The organism is Duncaniella muricolitica (assembly GCF_910574735.1).
GTDB classification, from domain to species: domain Bacteria; phylum Bacteroidota; class Bacteroidia; order Bacteroidales; family Muribaculaceae; genus Duncaniella; species Duncaniella muricolitica.
In genome coordinates, this window is sequence record NZ_CAJTCF010000017.1 from 35,778 (window position 1) to 58,409 (window position 22,632).

Annotated in this window: 12 protein-coding genes; 11 read left to right on the forward strand and 1 reads right to left on the reverse strand. The window is 53.9% G+C overall.

Translation table 11 applies throughout. The features are described from left to right. Nucleotides 1-16 precede the first annotated feature (16 nt). The 11 genes from QGT73_RS05330 to QGT73_RS05380 all read left to right on the forward strand — a co-directional run bounded on the left by QGT73_RS05330 (nt 17) and on the right by QGT73_RS05380 (nt 21,148). Nucleotides 17-1,315: a pectinesterase family protein gene (locus QGT73_RS05330; RefSeq protein WP_280121754.1), complete on the forward strand. Its 1,299-nt coding sequence runs from the start codon at nt 17-19 to the stop codon at nt 1,313-1,315. Then, on the forward strand, nt 1,312-1,818 hold the full coding sequence (locus QGT73_RS05335) for an NUDIX hydrolase (protein WP_280121755.1): 507 nt from the start codon (nt 1,312-1,314) through the stop codon (nt 1,816-1,818). The genes QGT73_RS05330 and QGT73_RS05335 overlap by 4 nt, the downstream gene beginning before the upstream one ends. 233 nt (nt 1,819-2,051) lie before the next feature. After that, nucleotides 2,052-2,612: an RNA polymerase sigma factor gene (locus QGT73_RS05340; protein WP_280121756.1), complete on the forward strand. Its 561-nt coding sequence runs from the start codon at nt 2,052-2,054 to the stop codon at nt 2,610-2,612. Nucleotides 2,613-2,663: 51 nt separating this feature from the next. Then, a complete protein-coding gene (locus QGT73_RS05345) occupies nt 2,664-3,080 on the forward strand; it encodes a hypothetical protein (RefSeq protein WP_280121757.1) in 417 nt (138 codons plus the stop codon). A gap of 19 nt (nt 3,081-3,099) precedes the next feature. Then, on the forward strand, nt 3,100-3,576 hold the full coding sequence (locus QGT73_RS05350; RefSeq protein ID WP_280121758.1) for a Spy/CpxP family protein refolding chaperone: 477 nt from the start codon (nt 3,100-3,102) through the stop codon (nt 3,574-3,576). A gap of 172 nt (nt 3,577-3,748) precedes the next feature. Continuing rightward, entirely contained in the window at nt 3,749-9,319 is a 5,571-nt protein-coding gene (locus tag QGT73_RS05355) for an alpha-2-macroglobulin family protein (RefSeq protein ID WP_280121759.1), read from the forward strand. A 234-nt stretch (nt 9,320-9,553) separates the two neighbouring features. Next, nucleotides 9,554-11,131 carry a DUF6377 domain-containing protein gene (locus QGT73_RS05360; protein WP_280121760.1) on the forward strand — a complete coding sequence of 526 codons (1,578 nt, stop codon included), beginning with the start codon at nt 9,554-9,556 and terminating at the stop codon, nt 11,129-11,131. Between the two features lie 923 nt (nt 11,132-12,054). Continuing rightward, nucleotides 12,055-14,151, forward strand: coding sequence for a hypothetical protein (locus QGT73_RS05365; protein ID WP_425278386.1), 2,097 nt, complete (start codon nt 12,055-12,057; stop codon nt 14,149-14,151). Between the two features lie 57 nt (nt 14,152-14,208). Further along, nucleotides 14,209-17,334, forward strand: a complete 3,126-nt coding sequence (locus QGT73_RS05370; RefSeq protein WP_280121761.1) for a DUF4450 domain-containing protein — start codon at nt 14,209-14,211, stop codon at nt 17,332-17,334. A gap of 17 nt (nt 17,335-17,351) precedes the next feature. Beyond that, on the forward strand, nt 17,352-19,994 hold the full coding sequence (locus QGT73_RS05375) for a glycosyl hydrolase (RefSeq protein ID WP_280121762.1): 2,643 nt from the start codon (nt 17,352-17,354) through the stop codon (nt 19,992-19,994). 14 nt (nt 19,995-20,008) lie between these two features. Beyond that, the gene (locus QGT73_RS05380; RefSeq protein ID WP_280121763.1) at nt 20,009-21,148 is read left to right on the forward strand and encodes a glycoside hydrolase family 88/105 protein; all 1,140 of its coding nucleotides are present in this window, start codon (nt 20,009-20,011) and stop codon (nt 21,146-21,148) included. Between the two features lie 280 nt (nt 21,149-21,428). On the opposite strand, the gene QGT73_RS05385 is transcribed toward QGT73_RS05380, so the two are convergent. Continuing rightward, nucleotides 21,429-22,088: a C40 family peptidase gene (locus QGT73_RS05385; RefSeq protein ID WP_280121764.1), complete on the reverse strand. Its 660-nt coding sequence runs from the start codon at nt 22,086-22,088 to the stop codon at nt 21,429-21,431. Nucleotides 22,089-22,632: the final 544 nt, after the last annotated feature.

Sequence of the window (22,632 nt, forward strand, 5' to 3'; positions counted from 1 at the left end):
TACATCTCACAATATCATGAAACGATTATTACTTTTTCTGCTTGTCGCAGTGACGCTCGGTCTGACGGGCCGTACGCAATCAAAGCAACTGTATGATTTCGTAGTGCCGCGTGACGGCTCGTTTCGTCAGGCCCTCGATGCGGCCAACAATCGCGAGGACACCACCGCACGTTTCCGAATATTCATAATGCAAGGCGACTATGTGATACCCACCGAAGGCACCACCACCGGCGGCGACGGCAAGGAGTATGGCGACGCCCGCTCCTATCTCAAAGCCCCCAACACTTCTATAATAGGGGAGGATCGTGACCTTACCGTGCTCACCAACACTGTGCCCGAGGCTACGTGGGACAACGGTTTCGGCAAAGCCAACCCCCTCGAAGGCATAGGCCGCGGCGATGTGCTCATTATCGAGAGCCCTGCCACACGCACCTATCTCCAGGACCTCACCATGCGCAGCGGCATGGCCGACCACACAGGCCGAAACATCGTGCTCCATGACCGCTCGGACCTCACGGTAGCCAAAAATATCTGCATCTGGGGCTATCAGGACACCTATGTCAGCAATAACCAGCAAGGCCGTTTTTACTTTGACGGCGGAGTCATACGCGGCCGCACCGATTACATCTGCGGCAAGGGCGACGTAGTCTATGACGGCGTCACCTTTCAGCAGTGTGGCAAGGGCGGCTATCTCGCCGTGCCCTCCGTGCCGCGCAATTTCGGCTACGTGATGCTCGGCTGCTACATCAAGAGCGAGACCCCCGACGTCACCTATTACCTCGGCCGTCCCTGGGGCAAGGGCACTCCCCGCGCCATATGGATTGACACCAAGGTCGACACTGCTCCCATCACGAAGGACAAAGGCGGATATAACGGATGGGCCGACATGAGTGGCGGCTGGCCGGCGATATTTGCCGAGCATGGCACCCGTCTCGTCTCGGGCGAAGCAGTGGATCTCAACGGACGTCGCTCGCTTTACACCGACAGGGATGGCAAGACACATCTCAACCATGCCGTGCTTTCCGACGCCGAGGCTGCCGTGTATACCCGCGCCAATGTGCTCGGCGAGTGGGACCCCGTTCTGCTCACCGGCGATGCTACCCCTGTCAGAGATGTACGTCTTGTCAAAGGCCGTCTCTCCTGGACCGGCAGCGACGACGCTCTGCTCTATGCCATATGCCGCAACGGCAAGGTGGTCGACTTTACCGTCGATACCACATATAATATAGGTAAGGCTGCCAAGACTGACCGATGGTCGGTACGTGCGGCCAATCAGATGGGCGGTCTCGGAGCCGCGGTAGAGGCTGCAAAATGAACAGTGACAACAGTCTGGAACTCTTTCCGCTTGTCGACACCGAGGGCAATGTCATAGGGCGGGCCACACGCGGAGAGTGTCACGGCGGGAGCATGCTGCTTCACCCCGTAGTGCATCTTCATCTGTTTGATGCCGACGGACGCCTCTATCTGCAACGACGCCCTGAGTGGAAGGACATACAGCCGGGCAAATGGGACACTGCTGTCGGTGGCCATGTGGATTATGGCGAGGAGGTGACCGACGCGCTCGTGCGTGAGACTCGCGAGGAGCTTGGCCTGGAGATTGAGGCCGGCGACGCAAGACTGTTGCGACGCTATGTGTTTGAGAGCGACCGCGAGCGCGAACTGGTCAATGCCTACATGCTCGTGAGCGACCGCGCCCCCGCGCCTACCGACGAGCTTGACGGCGGACGATTCTGGAGTCGCGAAGAGATACTCTCATCGATGGGGCGCGAGGTGTTCACGCCCAACTTCGAGCGGGAATATATGATGCTCTTCGAGTAAGAAGATACAAAAGTTTCAAAAGGACAAAAGAAACATAAGTTTTTTTACACAAAGACTAAAAGGTAAAAATAATTTACTCCGGTCTCAGAGGGTGTTTAATAAAAACTTATGTTTCTTTTGTCCTTTTGAAACTTTTGTATCCCGTTAATCTTAACATCTATTATTAAAAACTGTGTGGTGAGTGTGGATAATTATACCTAAATTTGCTCACTAAACATGAATATCACTCACGGATGGCTACTGAAAAATCACTTGACGACATAGAGCTTGTGGAGCGGCTGAGGGACCCCTCGACCTGCCGTGCGGCTTTTTGCGATATGATAAAGCTCTATACCGAGCCTCTGTATCGTCAGATTCGCCGTATGGTGCAGAGCCATGACGATGCCAACGACCTGCTGCAGAATACATTTCTCAAGGCCTGGCAGAATATCGAGAATTTTCGTGGCGACGCCAAGCTCTCGACCTGGCTCTACAAGATTGCGGTCAACGAGAGCCTCTCGCATCTGGAGCGCGAGCGCAAGCGTCAAGGCCTGTCGATTGACGACGAGGAGTCTCATCTGGTCAATCTCATTGAGGCCGACAAGGATATCGACGGTGACCGCCTCGCCCAATTGTTGCGCGAGGCGATAGCCGGATTGCCTGAAAAACAGCGGCTTGTGTTTAATATGCGTTACTATGACGACATGAAATACGAGCAGATGTCGGAGATTCTCGGCACCTCCGTCGGCGCGCTTAAAGCGTCCTATCACCTTGCCGTGAAAAAAATTGAGCAATTTTTCTCCTCCTATGACTAAACCATTGCATACAAAGGGAGTCAAAAGATATATAATTAAAAGACACAGGAAATGAAAGATATACTCGAAAAAGTGAACCGCAATGACGGTATGACCGTGCCGGACGGGTATTTCGACGATTTCGCAGCCCGTATGGCGGCCTCGTTGCCTGAGCGCGAGTGGGAGAAGCCCGCTCAGCGCGTGATGCCTCGCAGTTTCTGGCAGAAGGTGCGTCCGTATGTCTATCTCGCAGCCATGTTTATGGGTGTGTGGTGCATGATGAAGATGTTTGACCTCATGCGCCCCGACACGAGCGGTCTGTCGTTTGACTCCAATCCCGTGCTTGCCGCCGCCGTGGGCAATGACTATTTTGTGAGCGACTATGTCATGACTCAGGGCGATGTGAGCGAGTATGAGCTGATGGACGCGCTCTATGAAACAGGGTTCACCCCCGGAGAGTATGACGACAATATTCAGGTCGAATTGTAACGAAATATCACGCAAAACTATGATAAAGAAGCTATTATTTATCCTTATCGCGCTATTGCTGCTCCCTATCGCCATGACGGCACAGAAGCCCACTGACCGTGAGCGTCAGGTGTGGATGAAAGAGATGCAGCAGTATAAGAACGATTATATTTCGCGCAAACTCGAGCTTTCCGAAGAGCAGAAGACTAAGTTTTTACCCATTTATAACCGCATGGAGAGCGAAATCCGAAAGATTTCCGGCCAGACCATGCGTATGGAACGCGAGGTGAGAAAGAAAGGTGACGCCGCCACTGACCTCGAGTGTGAGAAGGCGGCCGAGGCCCAGTTTGAACTCAAGGCCAAAGAGGCTCAGATCGAGATTAAATATTTTAAGGAGTTCAAGACCGTGCTAAGCCCGCGACAGTTGCTTAAACTTAAAAAAGCCGAGAGGGATTTCTCACGCGAACTGATGAAAAAACATACCGAGAAGCAAAACAAAAACAGGCATAAAAAATAAATCCTGCACATTGATATAGTTGTATCACAATTACCTGATATTTGCAGGAAGATACGAAAGGACAAAAGTTTCAAAAAAGCGATATTCTTTTTGAAGCTTTTGTCCTTTTGTGATTCAGGCAGGTAAAAGACTCCGTCGTTTCAATAATATACTAACCTATCCTATATCTATTATGCTGAGAATCTTCAGATATTTGACAGTCACGGCTTTATTGCTGTGGGCAGGTGTCGCGGTCGCTCAGACAGCCCGTAAGGTAAAGACTCCCGACTTTGCCTATCCGGAGACCGTGAGCACTCAGTCCCGTAAAAATCTTGCTACGGCCCTTGCCGCCGGCAATAGCGAGGGTGTGTTGCGCAGTCTGCTCGACTATACATTGGCCCGAAGCTCGGTCTCGGCCGACAATCTTACGGCGAGTCTGGCTCTGGTCGACTCGGTGGTCGGTGTGAGCTCTGACCCTGTGCTCCGCGCCATGCTCCTGACTCTCGAGGCTGAGCTATATAATAATGTATATCAGTCATCGAGATGGAAGTATGACCGGCGCACCGCTCCGCTTTTCCCGCTTCCGGCCGACTACACCGAGTGGAGCGGACAGCAGTTTCGTCACACTATAAGCAGTCTTGTCGACAGCGCGCTGACCGACAGTGCTGCCCTGCGTGCCGTGCCTCTTGCCTCCTATAAGAGTGCAGTGAGCCAGAACCATTACACCACAGTGTATTATCCCACGCTTTATAATTTTGTCATCACGCGGGCCATCGACATGATGACCGACTGGGGTGATGTGTCCATCGGGCGGGTATTGTCGCTTTACGACCTGTTGATAGCCTCCTCGTCGGTCGACTCGGCTCCCGGAGTCAATGCCCGCCTCGGCCGTCTTGTCTATGAGGTGAGGCGCAGACCTGAGTCGCGCTATTTTTCCTCCGACGGCTACATGCAGTCGCCTTTGATGGAACTTTACCGCTCATATCTCACCTCGGCCGGCAAGCCTGCCACTCAATATGCAGGCGATATACTTCTTGAAGTACCCGTCTATGGAGTCAGCTACAGGCGCGAATTGTATGATTACATTATCGCGTTTCTCAAAGATTGTCCGGCCTATTGGCGCAAGGACTGTCTGCTCGGTAGACTCAATCAGATGAAGGAGCGGGAGGTGTCGCTCACCTCACCCATTGTCACGGGACCCGGGCGCGAGGTGGAGCTGAAGATGCATCTGACCAATGTCGACCGTCTGACCGTTGATATATATGACGTATCGTCATCCCCGGTGACAGACTTCGACTTCACATTCACTTCCGGCATGGCCGGTGCGCGCCGTGTGGCCTCGCTCCCTGTCGAGGTGAGCGGCGAGCGAGTGCCTTTTGATGTGACGCGCAGTGTGACATATAGCTTCGATCGCCCCGGCACTTACGTAGCCGTGCCTGTAGTGGCCGGTAATACAATCCGACGCCGGGATGTCCGTAAGATTCATGTCACCGGCATAGCCTTGTGTGCCACGAGTTTTCTTGACCGCACCGTATGGGCTGTCGATGCCGAGACCGGTGCGCCTCTCCCCGATGTGACCGTCAGTGTCAACACAGCTCCTTACAGCAAGGGCAGTGTGACCCGCAAGGTGGGCGTGACCGACGCCGAGGGTTCCGTAGTGGTTACCGACAGCAGGGGAGTGATAGTTGCGTCAAAGGGAACGGACAGGTATGCCCTTCCGCTGCACATCTACGGCTATAACTACGACCGACCCGACAAGTGGATTATGGCTGTCAACGGATACACTTCTCTTCCCGTCTATCATCTTGGCGACACGGCCCGCTGGGTGGCTGTGTGCTATGAATATAAAGGTGGTCTCAGCCGGCCTTACGCCGGCCGTCAGGTCAAGGCGGTGCTCTATGACGCCAATTCTGTGGCCGTCGATACGCTCGATGTGACCACCGACCGCTTCGGACGCGCTACGGGTGAGTTTGCTCTGCCGGCTGACGGTCTTACAGGTCGTTTTCAGATTAATGTCGACGGCCGTGGGGGGCTTGGATTTGAGGTTTCCGACTATAAACTTCCGACATTCATGGTGTCGGCCCCTCGTGTCGAGCAGGACGCTCCCGCGCCTGGATGTGTGACACTTCGCGGCAAGGTCGAGACCTATGCCGGCTTCCCGCTTGCCGATGCAGAGGTCTCGATGGACCTCAGTGTGTCCGAGCGTCCGCGCTGGTGGTATCCCTCGTCGAGCTATGATGTCTATGCGGCTAAAGCGCGCACCGATGCTTCGGGCCGTTACGAGATAGTGGTCCCCGATAGCGTGTTTGCCTCCTCGCCTATCCCCGCAGGCTATTATACGGCCGCTGTGTCGGTACTCTCCTCGGCCGGCGAGACTCAGACCGGCAGTGTGTCGTTTGGCCGCTCCGAGCGTTACATCATCAAGGCTGATATTCCCGCGAACTTCGATTTGTCCAAAGGCCGTATGCCTGTCAATGTAAGGGTGGTTAATTATGAGGATTCTGTCGTCGGCCGCTCCGCCATTCTCTCGATACAGCGGGCCGATTCGGTGGTCGTGGCTGTCAGAGACATACGCGGCCGCGACGATATGCACGTCTCGGCTCTCGCCCAGGGTGTGTATAATGTCGTGATAACATGTGCCGACGCCGATACACTCCGCCGCCAGCTCATACTTTACAACCCCTCGGCCACAGAGTCGCCTGTCAAAGACGAACTGTTGTGGTCGCCCGACTGGTCGCTCAAGGTTGATGGCCGCAGCGGTGAAGGCTCGTGGCTCTATGCTGCCGGCTGTGACACTCATGTGCTTGCGACTGTGTGGACGCCCGACAGTGTCGTGAGCCGCCGTTGGGTCGAGGCCCGCAAGGGTTTCAACCGTCTCGACGTACGTCTGCCCAAGGGTATTGACAAGGCTACTCTTACTATCATGGCTACAGGCGGTTACCGCACGGAGAGCCGCGACATTACGGTGACCAGGGCCGACAGCGGCCCGGGACTGAAGATTGTGGCCGAGTCGTTCCGCGACCGCACTGTTCCCGGTGGTGACGAGACATGGACATTCCGTATAGTCGACACTCGTGGCGACGGTCGCGAGGCTGCCGTGATAGCCGATATGTACAACACCGCGCTCGACGCCATAGCCCGCTCTGATTGGAATCTGCATTTCACCAAGGGCTATCAGCCCAGGCTCAGATGCAATACGTCTGACATTGCCGGTAGCAGCAATTTCTATATAAGTATTCCTGTCGGCTCGGGTCGTACTCTGAGATGTCCCTCATTGGAAGTCCCGTCGTTTGATACATACGGCCGTCCGCTGTCATCCTATCTCAACGGAGGCTGGGGACTACGCAGCATGAAGATGTCAAGAGCTATGGGAGCTGTCGAGATGGCCGAATGTGACATGGTTGCCGACATGGGCGATGCTCCCATGCTCACCGGTGCGGTCAATGGATTGGTGCGTGAGCACAAGGAGGTGATTACTGTGGAAGAGGCTGCTGCTGAGGCGATGCCGGTGGCCGATTCCGAAGGAGGTGCCGCCCGTGAGAATGCTCCTGCCTTTACATATCGTGATTCAAATGTGCCGCTCGCATTCTTCCGCCCCTCGCTTGTCACAGACAGCGAAGGCCGTCTCGAACTGAAATTTACCGTGCCCGATGCCAATACTACCTGGGGATTCCGCGCGCTCGCGTTTACCGACTCACTCCTCTCGGCCAATTTCTCACGCGATGTCGTGGCCTCCAAGGATATTATGGTGCAGCCTAATCTTCCCCGCTTCCTGCGCACGGGTGATGTCGCTGTGATCAGGGCTTCGGTCATGAACGCCACCGCCGAAGTGCAGCATGTGATGACCGATGTCGAGATATTCAACCCCACCGACGGCAGCACCATCCTGACGCTCCATCGTCCCGACACCATCGCTCCGCATGGCAGCGCAGTAGTTGAGACAACACTGACAGTGCCGTCGGGCATGACTATGGTGGGTTATCGTGTCAAGTCGTCCACATCAGCGTTTGCCGACGGCGAGCAGGCCCTTATCCCTGTGCTTCCGTCGGTGACACCGGTCATCGAGACCATACCTTTCTATATCGACCCATCGCAGAGCGAATATAAGGCCTCGATGCCTTCGATGCCTTATGACGGACATGTCACACTTCAATTTTGTGAAAACCCCGTGTGGTATGTGGTCACGGCTCTCCCCGGATTGCTTCAGAATGAGTCGTCTACGGCTCCCGACGCTGCCCGTGCCATATTCTCGGCCGCGGTGGCCTCGGGCCTGTTGCGCGACAATCCGGCCATAGCCGAGGCCCTGAAAGAGTGGAGTGGGGGAGACGGTTCTTCCGAGATGCTCACCTCCATGCTTGAGCGCAACGAGGAGTTGAAGACTGTGCTGCTCAATGCCACTCCGTGGATGCTCGATGCCCGCAACGACACCGAGCGCATGACGCGTCTGTCACTGCTCTTTGACCGTAAGACCATCGACAAGACCATCAGAGACAACATCGCCCTGCTCTCGCGCCTCTCATGCAAGGAGGGTGGATGGAGCTGGTGTGCCGGCTATCCCGACTATTCCGAATGGGCAACCCGCAGAGTGCTTGCTCACATGGGCCGTCTCGTGCAGCTCGGATTTATGCCCGATAACAGCGCGCTGAAAAAGATGCTTCAAAGCGCGCTTGAGCACGACACGAAGATGACGCTGAAAGATTTCCGTAAATATCCCGACGGTGACTATACGTCCTATGTATATCTTCACGACATGTTTGCCCGGGCTGCATACGGCGCACCCGACAGCCGGATAGTCAACGCAGTCACGCAGAAGATTCTCGCCGGATGGAAGTCTGCCCCCCTCGCGGTCAAGGCTGTCGACGCGCAGGTGCTCTATCGCCACAATTATCGCACTGTGGCCGGAAGCATCCTTGAGTCAATACGCCAGTTTGGAGTCACAAGTCCCGGCAAGGGCATGTATTTCCCCTCTCTTGACAACGCCTGGTACGGGGCTATGGACAAACTCGGCATCACGGCTCTCATACTTGAGACATTCCATATGATTGAGCCCGGATGTGCCGACATCGACCTGCTGCGGCAGTGGCTTATCATTCAGAAAGGAGCGCAGAACTGGGGCTCCTCCTCCGCGGCTACCGATGTAGTGGCGGCTGTGCTCACCACCTCCGGCCGCTGGGTCACCGAGGCCAAAGGAGCTGAACTGAAGATTGGCGGCAAACGCATACGTCCTGAGGGATATGAGCGTCTGACAGGCGAGTTTGAGGTTTCGCTTCCGGCCAAGGAGGTCTCAGGCAAGGAGCTGACTGTCCGTAAGTCGTCTGACTCGCCCGCCTGGGGTGCCGTGTATTGCCGTTATGAGAGCGATATGACCGATGTCAGGGCCTACTCCTGCCCCGAACTGTCAATCGAGAAATCTATACCCGACTCCATGAAAGTAGGCGAGCGTGTCACCATCCGCCTCACTCTCAAGGTCGATGCCGATATGGACTATGTGGCCATTATCGATGACCGTCCCGCATGTCTGGAGCCTGTCGACCAGCTCCCGGCTCCGGTCTATGCCGAGGGCTTGCGTTTCTATCGCGAGAACCGCGACTCGTCGACACGCATATTCATCGACCGTCTGCCCAAGGGTACATATGTGCTCTCCTATGACGTGTGGGTCAATAATGCCGGTTCATACACTTCAGGCATAGCCTCTGTGCAGAGCCAGTATGCCCCACGCTATTCAGCCGGCTCGGCCGGTCATGCGGTAATAGCTAATGAATAAACAGTTAACCTGTCGGGCATCTACATCCCGACAGGTTAATTTAATTTAACACAAAACGGTCTCCAAAATATTTTTGGAGACCGTTTTTTATTGCTAAATTTGCCGGACAGAGCGAAAAAATAGTACATTAAAAAGCTTAGCTTAACGTAAGTCAGTAATCTCAAAATGCATCATTTTTTTAGTAACCTGTCCTTCCCCTCTCTCAAACCATTTACACGTCAACCTCTTCCTCACATGAAAACCGCTTTCACTCTGTTTGCCCTGGTGTTTGTATGCGCGATGGGGCACACTGTTTCGGCTGCCGATAAAGACTTGGATAGCCGCGCTTTGTTGTCTAAACTTGATGACATAGTCGAAAAACGTGAATACTACTACAATCTCCGCAAAGCAAAGGCTGATTCAGTAAAGTCGCTCATCGATATGTCGGCCGATGACAGCGATAAACTCCCGCTTTATTACGAGTGCGGACGTCTGTGGACTGGATTGTCGGCCGATACTGCTGTCAGTGTGCTGGAGTCGGGGCTTGATCTGAGCCGCGAGTTGGGCGATTCGTGCTACGCTCAGAAATTCATCATTGAGCTTTCTCATGCCTACTTCAAGCGCGGCCAGTTGCTTTATTGTCTTTCAGGACTGAAGCACGTAGAGGATAACGGCATCCGGCCCGGTCTCGAACAGCGGTTTCATTACGTGTCGCTTGTAGTGTATTATACCATGGGTGCATTATATATGGAAGAGGACAACAAACTCAACTATTATATAAAACGTGGTAAGGAAAGTGTCGAAAAGGAACTTTCATATCTCTCTCCCGAAGTCGCGACCTATCATTTCTGTGATGCGTTGGACAAGTTTGCCGACCGACGCTATGCCGATATGATAATAAGTCTCCGCAAGATCATCGACAATCCTTCGGCCGGTGATAGCATAAAGGAGGTCTCACATACCCTTTTGGGTGAATGTCATATGTTGGGCGGAAACAATGAGGAAGCCATACGCAACTATGCAATGGGGGCCATGTATGATACAAAGATGGCTAATCTTGATGAAGTGGCCCTCTTGCGGCTTGGTGAGCTACTTTACCGTCTCGGTGACACCACACGTGCCTATAACTATCTCACCGTGTCGTTGGAAAATGCCGTAAAGGGCGACATGAAGTTTAACCTCACCCGTCTTAACGAGGCATTCATGGATGTGTCCAATGCTCAGAACCGGGAGAAACACCAGCGCGTGTCATTACTTGTGGGGCTCGTCGTGATACTTGTCGCGCTCCTGCTTGTCGTGGCCAAGATGATAGCCAACAAGCGTCGCGAGGTGAAACATCTGCGCCGGGTGGAGTCGCGTCTGGCACGCGCCAATCTGGCCAAAGATACATATATAGCGGAATTTATGAACCTTTGTTCGAGCTATATCGAGAGTCTGGAGGATTACAACCGCATGAGTAAACGAAAGATTACAGCCGGCCAGACCGAAGAACTGCTTGCCTACATCAAGTCGGGCAGGATTATCGAGGAACAGCGTCACAAGTTCTATGATGTCTTTGACGATGCGTTGCTTCATATTTTCCCCGATTATATAGCCGATGTCAACAAGCTCCTCCAGCCCGACAAGCAGATAGTCACCCCTTCGCCCAAGGTGCTGACCACCGAGTTGCGAGTGCTTGCGCTCAGCCGTCTCGGCATCGAGGATGCCTCGATAATAGCCCGCTTCCTCGGCATATCGACCAACACTATCTACACCTATCGCAACAAGCTCCGTACCCGCGCCATCAATCGCACTACATTTGAGGAAGATGCACGTAAAATAGGTGCTGTATAAGCCTAAAGCATGGTATATGGTTTTGATAAGTATTTATATTTTATAATACTGCTTATATGTATAACTACTTAAATATCAAGTGGTAAAATTTTGTAAATCCTTAGATTTTCTTTGATGCGAATTGCAGGGGGTTGTTTCGAGCGAAATAACCCCTTAACTTTGCGTTATAAATAAAGAACAAGAGATAATATTCAGACACCATTTTTAGATAGATTTAGAGATTGTATCGCTATCTGATAGGTGATTTTAAGGTAAGAAAGACAACGATAAGGTAATAGATTAGTTTTTCGTTAGGTTTAAGAATTTTCACAACGTTAGATTCTGTCAGGAGCCGCCCTCGAGATGATGGTAGCTCTTTTTTTGTCATTATATGTAGCATGCATTTGGATGAGGCAGCCGAGTAGGTCGGCGTAATGTCCGGAGGATAGTGTCGGGCCGATATGTTGTGCTTGCATTCCGGACTTCAGCTTGACACTTATAATGGTCTCTGTTACCGTTGGTTATTGTAGTAAATACACAAATTTATATAACATTTCGTGCATGTGATTTGAAATAAAATCGGTTTATGTATTTATATTTTTGCTTTGATTTACATTAGTAATGCTATTGTGCATTATGCTTGAAATCAATGTGATATAAGTGATTTAACTGAGATGTATATTGTAAGTTACATTTATATCTGACGATATATCGCAATTTTGGTTAATTTTGAGGCGTGTAAAATTTTAATCAGTTAGATTTCTTTCTATTTCATAGGAATATATAGAAGATGATAGGTTAAATTATAAGGTACATAGGAAAATTCAACAGACAGGGTCGCTCGAGAGAGATGCCCTGTTTTTCATTTATATTGTCCGATCTGACCGTAAATTGCGGTATTTTTTGTAATTTTGCACAAATATTCCTTAAATCAGAAATAACACATGCAAAAAACTTCAATGATTCTTGGAGCCATGGTCTTGTGCTCATCAATCAGTGCTTTTTCCGACACAATCGACCGTGAGGCCCTTGTGAAACGTAACAATCCTCACGTGGTGACTGTCGATACTCTCGCATCGCTTACAGTCGGCAACGGTGAGTTTGCTTATACGGTCGATGTGACAGGCCTCCAGACTTTCCCCGAACTATATCGCAATGGTGTACCCCTCGGCACTCAGAGCCAGTGGGGATGGCATTCATTCCCCAATCCCGACAATCTGCGTCATGAGGAGACTTTGAAATCATATGACTTCGGCCACGGCCACCCCGAGTTGTACTCGACCCAGCTCAAGGAGCCCGAGCGCGGCAAGAATGCCTCTGACTGGTATCGTGTCAATCCTCATCGTCTGCATCTGGGCATCATTGGTTTTGACGGAGTGAAGAAATCGCAGATTTCCGGCATTGATCAGACTCTCGACATGTGGTCGGGCACGGTAACCTCCGACTTCAAGGTCGACGGCCGTCCTGTCAAGGTTATGACTGCCTGTCATCCCGACCGCGACATGATTTCGGCCGAGATTACATCTGCCGCTCATCTCCCGGTGGTGTTCCGTATGCCTTATCCTACAGGTGCGCATGCCGATGATGCCTGCGACTGGACCCGCGACTCGCTGCACATCACCGAGGTGGTGCGTTCAGGCTCCAACAGCGCGCTTCTGCGTCATACTCTCGACGACACTTCCTATTATATAAATGTGTCATGGACCGGTAATGTCACTCCCGAGGTCAAAGGCCGCAACGAGTGGGTGCTTCGTCCCTCTTCCGACACCTGGAGTTTCACTGCCGAGTTTACTCCCGCCGAGTCGGCTGCCGGTGTGACTGCCGCCGCCGATGTGAGAAAGGAATCCACTCGTTATTGGGATTATTTCTGGCGTTCGGGCGGTGTGGTCGATTTCAGCAAATGCACCGACCCCCGTGCTGCCGAGCTGGAGCGCAGAGTCGTGTTGTCGCAATATCTTCTTGCCACACAGTGTGCCGGTTCGACCCCTCCCCAGGAGACAGGTCTGACTTACAACTCCTGGTTTGGAAAATTCCATCTCGAGATGATATGGTGGCATCAGGCCCAGTTCGCGCTCTACGGTCATGAAAATCTTCTGGCCCGCACTCTCCCCTGGTATGAGACCGTCATGCCTATCGCCCGCGAGATAGCTCGCCGTCAGGGCTTTGAAGGTGTGCGCTGGATGAAGATGACCGACCCCTCGGGCATTGAGGCTCCATCCAAGGTTGGCTCTTTCCTCATATGGCAGCAGCCTCACCTCATTTATCTTGCCGAACTCCTTTACCGCGCCAATCCCGGGGCCGGTGTCATAGAGAAATATGCCGGACAGGTCGAAGAGACCGCCCGCTTCATGGAATCGTTTGCAACATATGACGCCGACAACAACCGTTATACTCTCAAGGGTGTGATTCCCGCGCAGGAGACTCTGCGTGCGGCCGAGACCGTCAATCCGCCTTTTGAATTGTCCTACTGGCATTTCGGCTTGCTCACCGCCAACAAGTGGCGCGAGCGTCGCGGCCTGCCCCGCAATCAGAAGTGGGACGAGATAGCTGCATCGCTCTCTCGCCTTGCAGCCAAAGACTCGCTCTATCTTGCCGCCGAGACTGCTCCGCAGACTTATGAGGACATCCGTTTCACTTCCGACCACATGGCTGTGCTCGGCGCGCTCGGCATCCTGCCCGAGTCTCATCTGCTCGAGTTTGATACAATGAACTCGACTTTCGACTGGATTTATGACAATTGGAACTGGGACAAGACCTGGGGTTGGGACTATCCTACCACAGCTATGTGTGCTACCCGACTCGGCGAGCCCGAGAAGGCGGTCAACGCCCTGCTCATGGACAAGCGCACCAACACCTATCTGCCCAACGGCCACAACTTCCAGGACAACCGTCTGCGTTGCTATCTTCCCGGCAACGGCGGTCTGCTGACCACCATCGCCCTCATGACAGCCGGCTGGGACGGATGCAAGGTCAAGAACCCCGGTTTCCCCAAGGACGGCACATGGGACGTGCGCTGGGAAGGCATCAAGCCTATGCCTTAATTATGCATAAGTCACGACAATATCAGTAAAAACAAAAATATTATAAGGCAGCAAATAATGTTTAGAATCTTATGTCTGGCTGCTGTGCTGGGCTGCATGACGATGCAGACCGGGGCAGCCACCCATTATGAGCCTGAAGGCCTGTCGGCTGTGTGTGTCAACGGTTCGGCCCGTTACAACCGTGCCCTGTATGGAGCGCACAGCGGTTTCAGAATGGAGTGTAGCGACACTCCGGTGTTTGGAATATATCTTCCCACTATGGGAGGCCACCTTGAGTTCTCTCTTCCCGAGGGCGATTGTCGGGCCGTCTATACCCCCGGTCGCATGGATTACACGCAGGGTGGGGTGGAGATTGAGGCTCAGGTGCTTCGATCGACCGACGCTGCGTTGTGGCGCATCACTAACACCACCGGACATACCGTCGGTGTGCCTGTGACCTTTGGCGGTGTCAGCGGCCGAAAGTTCTATCGCGAGGGTGACCTCGGAGTGGATGCTCCCGACTGCTTCGACCTGAAACCGGAATATTGCGACGGCAATATCCTTTCAATCAAAGGTGACCGCCTGTCGGTCGAATACGGCAAGAAAGAGCGCAGGACCGTGTGTCTTGTCATACCCGCTTCCAAGAGTGTGATTACGTCCGGTAATATATATAAAGGTGAGATTACACTCCGTCCCGTCAAGAGTTGCATCGTGGCCTACTTTCCCTCCGACAAGCCGTCCGACGAGTCGCTTGACCTCCTCATGGCCAGTGCTGAGCGTGAGCGTGCCGAGCTGGCGTCATCGCTTGAGATTTCCACTCCCGACCCGTGGCTTAATCCCGTAGGTGGCGCGCTTGCCGTGGCCGCCGACGGCATCTGGAGCGGCAATGCGTGGCTTCACGGTTCGATAGGCTGGCGCACACCTCATCTCGGCTGGCGCGGAGCCTATTGTGGTGATGCTCTGGGATGGCATGACCGCGCGCTGACCCATTTCGACACATATGCCGACAATCAGATTACCGACATCCCGGCTTCGCTCACTCATCCCCGCCAGGATAAGAGCCAGAACATGGCCCGTGCCGAGAAGAAGTGGGGCACACCCATGTACAGCAACGGCTACATATGCCGTCGTCCCGGCAAAAAGACCGAGATGTCTCACTATGACATGAACATGGTGTATGCTGATGCGATGTTGCGTCACTTCATGCACACAGGCGACACTGTGTCCATGCGCCGACTCTTCCCCGTGCTCAAGCGTCATCTCGCTTGGGAAAAACTCAATTTCGACCCTGACGGCGACCACCTGTATGATGCCTATTGCTGCATATGGGCCAGCGACGCGCTCTATTATAGCGGAGGTGCGGTGACCCACTCGTCGGCCTACAACTATTTTGCCAATCTCATGGCTGCGCGGGTGGCGCGTGCCATAGGTGAGGATGCCACCCCCTATGAGACCGAGGCCGCTGCCATATATGCTGCCATCGATTCGACCCTGTGGATGTCCGACAAGGGTTGCTGGGCCGAATACCGCGACCTTGGCGGTCATGAGCGTCTGCATCCCTATCCCGCGGTGTGGACAGTCTATCATGCCATCGACTCGCGCGTGGGTGATGAGTTTAAGCGTTACGCGGCCACACGCTATGTCGACCGCGAGATTCCACGCCTGCCTGTCAATGGCAGCGACTCGCTCTACACAATATCGACCACCAACTGGAAGCCTTACTCCTGGAGTATAAATAATGTGGCGATAGCCGAAGTCATGCACACCGCTCTTGCCTATTGGCAGGCCGGCCGTTCCGACGATGCCTACCGGCTGATGAAGGGTGTGGTGATTGACAATATGTACACCGGAGCCTCGCCTCTCAACTTTGGCCAGATAAGTTCCTATGACGCGGCCCGCGGCGAGTGTTATCGCGATTTTGCCGACCCTATAGGTGTATGGAGCCGAGCTGTAACCGAAGGTCTGTATGGACTGTCGCCCGACATGCTTGCCCGACAGCGCAGCCTGAGCATTCGTCCCGGATTCCCCTCCTCTTGGGCCCATGCTTCGTTTGCTACGGCCGACGTGGCCTACAGCTTCAGTCGCGAAGGTGATGTGGACACATATATTATAGAGCCGCGCAATTACGCCGATGCCGAGGTGACTCTTACCGTCCCGGCTCTTGGACTGAGCGGTGTCACTGTCAACGGCAATCCGGCCCGGTGGGAAGTGACCGAAAATTCTATCGGTGAGCCGCGTGTCACCGTCACACTGCCTGTCGGCAGCGATAAGACGAGTGTCAGAATACATCGCTCAGCCTCGCGTACGGCCGTGCCTACCGGTGCTGTGCGCCGCGAAGGTCCGGTGTGTTTCACCGAGATGGCATCAGGATTGCTGCGATGGTGGCAGCCGGCCGACAACGGCTTGGCTTCGGCCGACAATTCAGCCATATCACAGGCCATAGCCCGCACCGGCGACTTTGAGGCTGTCGAGCCTGCAAAATGCGAGCCCCTCGACCTTACCTCTCTTTACAATGCCTCCGTGACCGACATCTTCGGCAACGAATATCTTTCGCCCCGTCCCGAAGTGACCACTCTTCAGATACCCGTGCAGGGCATCGGCGAATGGTGTCACCCCAAGCTCACCGCTGTAGTCGATGACTACAATCTGCGTCAGCTCTCGCAGCAGGGCAATGGCCGCGTCAATCTGCTCGACATCCCGTTTGCCATGCCGGCCGAAGGACACAATGTGCTATTTACGACCCTTTGGGACAACTATCCGACTTCTGCGGTAATCCCGTTGAACGGAAACGCCTCTCATCTCTATATGCTCATGGCCGGAAGCACCAACCATATGCAGTGGGGCATGGAGAACGCCCGTCTCACGGTGCGTTACGCCGACGGCTCGTCCGACACGGTGCCTCTGGTCAATCCCGTCAACTGGGCTCCGATAGAGCAGGATTTCTACACCGACCGCTATGCTTTCGCTCAGCCGGCCGGAGCCTCGCTTCCCTATCGTGTGCATCTGCGTTCGGGCGAAGTGTCGCGCAATCTCGGCGAGAAACTCAAGCTCAAGGGACCCTATGACCGCAATATTCCCGGTGGTGCCGGCGTGCTGCTCGACATCCCCGTGGATCCGGCCAAGACCCTCGACCGACTTGAGTTTGAGACAATCTCTCACGACGTCGTGGCCGGAATCATGAGCGTGAGTCTGCAAAGACCGTAAACGAAAATTTTTCAGGAATGAAACTTAGACATTTGACATATGCCGCCGCTCTGCTCGGCGCGAGCCAGTTGTCGGCCACCTCTCCTCTCGTGGACTGGTATCCCGAGACGGTCGAGAATCGCCCGTTTGTGAGATGGTGGTGGCATGGCAGCGCGGTCGACTCGACCGGCATCACTTATAATCTCGAGGAGTTTGCCAGGCAGGGCCTTGGCGGAGTCGAGATTACCCCTATCTATGGGGTGAAAAACAACGAGGCCAACGATATACCCTACTTGTCAGACCGTTGGATGGACATGCTCGGCCACACCGTGAGCGAGGCTGCGCGTCTGGGTCTGCAGGTCGACATGAACAACGGCACCGGCTGGCCCTTCGGTGGCCCCGAAGTCACTCCCGAACACAGCGCGCGCAAACTCGTTACCCGTAAGTGGAGTGTGGCCCCGGGCTCTACACTCGAGGTGACACTCGATCGTCCCGACAAGCAGCCCGACGCGACACTCCAGCGTGTGGTGGCCGTCTCGGCCTCGCGTTCGCTTGATATTTCGGGCAAAGTCAAGAAAGGCACTCTCAAGTGGAAAGCACCCAAGGGTGCCGACTGGACAGTCTATGCCATCTTCTCGGGCCGCACCTATCAGAAAGTGAAGCGTGCCGCTCCGGGTGGAGTGGGGCTCGTGGTCAATCATTACGACAGTGTGGCCGTCAAGCATTATCTCGACCGTTTCGACCGGGCTTTTGCCGGCCGTGAGTGGATGATGCCCAACACTTTTTTCAACGATTCATACGAGGTTTACGGTTCTGACTGGAGCGACGGACTGCTTGAGGAGTTCAATAAAGAACACGGCTACCGACTCGAGCTGTGCATAGCCGACCTGCTCGGCGACAACGGCGAGAGCCCCCGCAGAGCCAAACTGTTGCACGACTACCGTATGACCCTCGCGCGCATACTCGAGGAGAACTTCACCCGCGTGTGGACTGACTGGGCTCACTCTCACGGCGCGCGCATACGCAATCAGTCTCACGGCTCGCCGGCCAATATCATAGACCTCTATGCCATGGTCGACATCCCCGAGTGCGAATCGTTCGGCCAGACAGCCTTTGACATACCCGGCCTCCCCGACTCCGGACCTACACGTCCCAGCGACGCGGCCCCCTCGGTGCTGAAATTTGCCTCCTCGGCCGCACATCTGGCCGGCAAGCCGCTTACGTCGGCCGAGACCCTGACCTGGCTCACCGAGCATTTCCGCACATCGCTCGCCCGCTGCAAGCCCGAGATTGACCAGATGCTCTGCTCGGGTGTCAACCACGTGTACTTTCACGGAGCGGCCTATTCGCCCAAGGATGCTCCGTTCCCCGGTCGGCTTTTCTATGCCGCCATCAACATGTCGCCCACCGCATCGCTGTGGGAGGATGCCTCCGGACTGTTTGCCTACATCTCGCGCATACAGGCCTTCATGAGTGCCGGCAAGCCCGACAACGATGTGCTGCTCTATTTCCCTTACGAGGAGATTATCACCCGGCGCGGTGGCGGACACTATCTGATGTTTGATATTCACAAGATGGACCGCGTGATGCCCGACGTCAAGCAATGGGTGGCCGACATAATGGCTGCCGGATATGATGTGGACTATCTCTCCGACCGTCTTGTCGACTCGCTTGCAGTCACACCCGACGGACGGCTGCTCTCGCGCGGCGGCAACCGCTACCGGGCCGTGATAGTGCCCGAAGTGGAGCATATGCCCGCCGCGACAGTGGAGCGTCTCAGGCAGATGGCCGCCGACGGTGCCAAAGTGATATTCACGTCCGACGTGGCTTCGGCCGCAGCTTCGCTTTCCGCTAATCCCGAACCGTTGAGAAAGCAGGGTATATCTATGCTCCGCCGTGTCAACGAGTGTGGCGGTCATAATTATTTCCTCTCCGTGTTGCGCGACACCGTCATAGACGGCTGGGTGAGAATAGCCACAGATGCCCCCCATGTCATGATATTCGACCCCGTGACCGGCCGTCGCGGTGTGGCCGAGAGCCGTCCTGCCGCCGGGAAGGGATATACCGACGTGCGCCTGCAGATGGAGGCCGGACAGTCGTTGCTCCTGAAGACTTTCCCGACCCCTGTCAAAGCCGATTCTTGGCGTTATGTTGAGCGTCGTGGTGAGCCGGTGGAGATAGCCTCGGGCTGGAGCATAAGTTTCCCCAAGAGCGACCCGCCCATAGAAGGGACTTTTGCCACCTATACGCTTGTCGACTGGACCCGTCTGCCTGATGACCGCGCCGCCATAAATGCCGGCACAGGACGTTACAGCGTGACTGTCGAATTGCTCGACACTTTCTCGGCCGACGGCTGGATGCTCGACCTCGGCGATGTGAGAGAAAGCGCGCGGGTGAGAGTCAACGGCCGCGAGGCCGGATGTGTGTGGAGTGTGCCGATGCAGATTGAGGTCGGCCACCTGCTTCGTCCCGGCAAAAATGAGATAGTGGTCGATGTGACCAATCTCCAGGCCAACCGCATAGCCGACTATGAGCGCAGAGGCGTGGTGTGGCGGGTGTTCAAGGATGCCAATATCGCCAGCGTCACCAACGCCAAGTCGTTCAGTTTCGGCGACTGGGACACAGTACCCTCCGGACTCAACTCGAGCGTGAGACTGATACCATTGTATTACAGCAAATAATAAAATCGATACATATGAAAAAGATTCTATCCAAATGTTTAATCGCTGCGGTGGCCTTTCTGACCGCGATGCCCGTGATGGCCGAGGAGCTCCAGCCGCGTGCCGAGATTCTCAACACTCTTGTCAAAGTCAATGACCATTATCTGAAAAAACACCCCGACCCACTGCTTGGCATACCCTATTACTCGCGTAAAAAGGTCTATGAAGCCAACATCTGGACCCGTGCGGTATATTTCGAGGGACTGATGGCCCTGCATTCCATATATCCCGACAACAGATATTACGATTATGCCTACTCGTGGGCCGACGGCTTCAAGTGGGGCATGCGTCGTGATGACTCCACCACCCGCAATGCCGACAATTATTGCGCCGCACAGGTCTACATCGACCTCTATCGTCTCACCCCGCGTCCCGAAATGCTCACCAAGACCAAGGCGACAATGAACATGCTCGTTAACACTCCTCAGGTTGACGACTGGACATGGATTGACGCCATACAGATGGGCATGCCTATCCTCGCCAAACTCTCGGCCACTACAGGCGACCCCCGATATGCCGAGAAAGCCTACGAGATGTATTCCTGGACCCGCAACACCCTCGCCGGCGGTCTTTACAACAAGAAAGATGGCCTGTGGTGGCGCGACGCCGACTTTGTGCCCCCCTACAAGGAGCCCAACGGCAAAGACTGCTATTGGTCGCGCGGTAACGGTTGGGTCGTGGCTGCTCTCGTGAGAGTACTTGACGAGATTCCTGCTGATGACCCCCACCGCAAAGAGTATGAGAAAGACCTTCAGGACATGTGTGCCGCGCTTGTGAAATGTCAGCGTGAGGACGGCTTCTGGAACGTATCGCTCCACGACCCCTCCAATTTCGGCGGCAAGGAAGTGACAGGCACCGCTCTCTTCGTCTACGGCATGGCATATGGCGTGCGCAACGGCATTCTTGACCGTGACAAATACATGCCCGTAATAACCAAGGCGTGGAACGCTATGGCCAAAGAAGCCGTGCACCCCAACGGTTATCTCGGCTATGTCCAGGGCACCGGCAAAGAGCCCAAGGACGGCCAGCCCGTAGCCTACGATTCCAAGCCCGACTTTGACGATTACGGCACAGGCTGCTTCCTCCTCGCCGGCTCGGAAGTATACAAATTGTAACACACCGCTCAGACTGAATCACAACATACCTGAGCTCCCGTTTCAGGAATAAAAAGAGCATCAAGCCATCAAGGCCCGATGCTCTTTTTATATATTCCCTCTGCGTTATCTCCTCATTGACATAATAAAAAACTTATGTTTCTTTTGTCCTTTTGAAACTTTTGTATCTCCTTTTGTATCTCTAATTCAAGGTAGATATAAAAAAGATGCTGTACCTGGCTTGGCACAGCATCTTACAAAACTCTCTCTATGTTTTTATTAATGTCTGTTGTCGGTGAGATCAGATGGAACCGATGATACGTTTGGCTCCGATGTAGTGGCGTGAGTAGTAGCCGTTGTCGGGGAAATTCTGGTATACTACCCCTTTCTTGGAGGAAGAAGCGTGGATGAAGCGGCACGAGCCGTCTTCGTTGACATCGACCACCATGGCCACGTGGCCTACGCGGCCTTTGCCGCTTGAGCGGCTTGAAAAGAAGAGGAGGTCGCCGGGCTTGAGCTCGTCTTTCTCTACGCGTTCGCCCTGGAGATACTGGCTGCGTGAGTCGCGGTGGAGATTGAATCCGAAGTTGCGGAACACATAGCCTACAAATCCCGAGCAGTCAAACTGTTTGGGGCCTGCCGCACCGAGGCGATAACGTGTGCCGAGAAAAGTGGCTGCGAAATCTTTCATCTTGTCGATGAGTTCGGTCGAATCGTCCGAAGCGGTTGTCTCGCCTTCAAAGGTTGCGAAAGGTGAGTTTTCGCGCGCACTTTCATAGGCGTGTCTCACGAGAGCTTCCGATGTGTCCACTACGCTTTTGAAGTGGTTGGCCGGAAGAGGGTAACCGTTTACCGAAGGTTCTGCGCCGGCCATCGCTGTGCATGCTATGGTTGTTATTATTGCGAGTATGTATCTGGTGTATCGTGTCATGGATTGGTTGCTGCCCTGAGGGGCTTGCATGTTGATGATTATTAAAAATTGGTTTGTACATTCATTCGCCTTTTTCGAAGAATGCATTGCAAAGTTACGCTTTTTTGTCGTGGCGGCCAAATCGCAATTGATTGACAATCCTCCTATTATGTTAATCGAAAAGATTCTTTACGCTTGGTAACTCCTTTTAGCACTTTGTGTGCAGAATGTTAATAAAATAGCTGATTTTGCGATTTTATATACAATATTTTACAAATTTTCACACGCAAATGCACACATTGCCTCCGAGTGTGCTTTAATAAATATTTATTTGGCTGAGCTTGTCGAGTAACATGTGTTAAAATTATGATTTGGCTACTGTCGGCTATAGAGCTGAATAACAGAGGTAAATCATGGCTTAGTGAAAATGGTGTATTTTACAATAATTTTCATATTTTAACTAAATGGGGCTCCTATAGTAACTATTCAGCGGACGCGCCGATGTAGTCGCCGTTTAGAAAAGGGCGAGGATTGCGTTGTAGGGCGAGTTGCCGTGCTTCTTGGTTGTCTCGACGATTGAATGCAGATCCATAAA

Bases quoted from the DNA above. Each gene is read 5' to 3' on its own strand.
- QGT73_RS05350 (WP_280121758.1), top strand. From the start codon at position 3,100: ATGATAAAGAAGCTATTATTTATCCTTATCGCGCTATTGCTGCTCCCT.
- QGT73_RS05360 (WP_280121760.1), top strand. From the start codon at position 9,554: ATGAAAACCGCTTTCACTCTGTTTGCCCTGGTGTTTGTATGCGCGATG.
- QGT73_RS05340 (WP_280121756.1), top strand. From the start codon at position 2,052: ATGGCTACTGAAAAATCACTTGACGACATAGAGCTTGTGGAGCGGCTG.
- QGT73_RS05380 (WP_280121763.1), top strand. From the start codon at position 20,009: ATGAAAAAGATTCTATCCAAATGTTTAATCGCTGCGGTGGCCTTTCTG.
- QGT73_RS05385 (WP_280121764.1), bottom strand. From the start codon at position 22,088: ATGCAAGCCCCTCAGGGCAGCAACCAATCCATGACACGATACACCAGA.
- QGT73_RS05375 (WP_280121762.1), top strand. From the start codon at position 17,352: ATGAAACTTAGACATTTGACATATGCCGCCGCTCTGCTCGGCGCGAGC.
- QGT73_RS05330 (WP_280121754.1), top strand. From the start codon at position 17: ATGAAACGATTATTACTTTTTCTGCTTGTCGCAGTGACGCTCGGTCTG.
- QGT73_RS05335 (WP_280121755.1), top strand. From the start codon at position 1,312: ATGAACAGTGACAACAGTCTGGAACTCTTTCCGCTTGTCGACACCGAG.
- QGT73_RS05345 (WP_280121757.1), top strand. From the start codon at position 2,664: ATGAAAGATATACTCGAAAAAGTGAACCGCAATGACGGTATGACCGTG.
- QGT73_RS05355 (WP_280121759.1), top strand. From the start codon at position 3,749: ATGCTGAGAATCTTCAGATATTTGACAGTCACGGCTTTATTGCTGTGG.
- QGT73_RS05370 (WP_280121761.1), top strand. From the start codon at position 14,209: ATGTTTAGAATCTTATGTCTGGCTGCTGTGCTGGGCTGCATGACGATG.
- QGT73_RS05365 (WP_425278386.1), top strand. From the start codon at position 12,055: ATGCAAAAAACTTCAATGATTCTTGGAGCCATGGTCTTGTGCTCATCA.